The following is a 280-nucleotide window of genomic DNA, read 5'->3' as shown; positions in this document are numbered from 1 at the left end:
ACATTTAATTTGTGGTTTACATTTTCAAAATATCTTATTTATGATGGTACTACAGGTTTCCATTTAATGAATTCTGATAACAAAATTCAAGTGAACAAAAGAGAATTTACATTGCCAACAGATGTAGTTACAAAATACCAATATTTTTATAGAACGAATTATAAGCATGTTGTATTTCATAATTACTATACAAATGAAAATTATATTATGTATGCTACAAGATTAGAATTTGATAAAATAAATGTTATTGATATACATTCAGCTGCAAATGAAAATGCAG

General features: G+C 23.9%; 1 protein-coding gene. It reads left to right on the top strand.

What is annotated here, in order from left to right; all coding sequences use genetic code 11:
• Window positions 1–280: hypothetical protein (locus tag ACP5P5_RS13765; RefSeq protein WP_428286689.1), on the top strand; the 280-nt coding region annotated here is incomplete at both ends.

The organism is Hydrotalea sp. (assembly GCF_049968455.1).
Lineage (GTDB): Bacteria > Bacteroidota > Bacteroidia > Chitinophagales > Chitinophagaceae > Hydrotalea.
The sequence above is the reverse complement of the archived record's forward strand: the minus strand, read 5'-3'. Positions and strand labels throughout refer to the sequence as shown.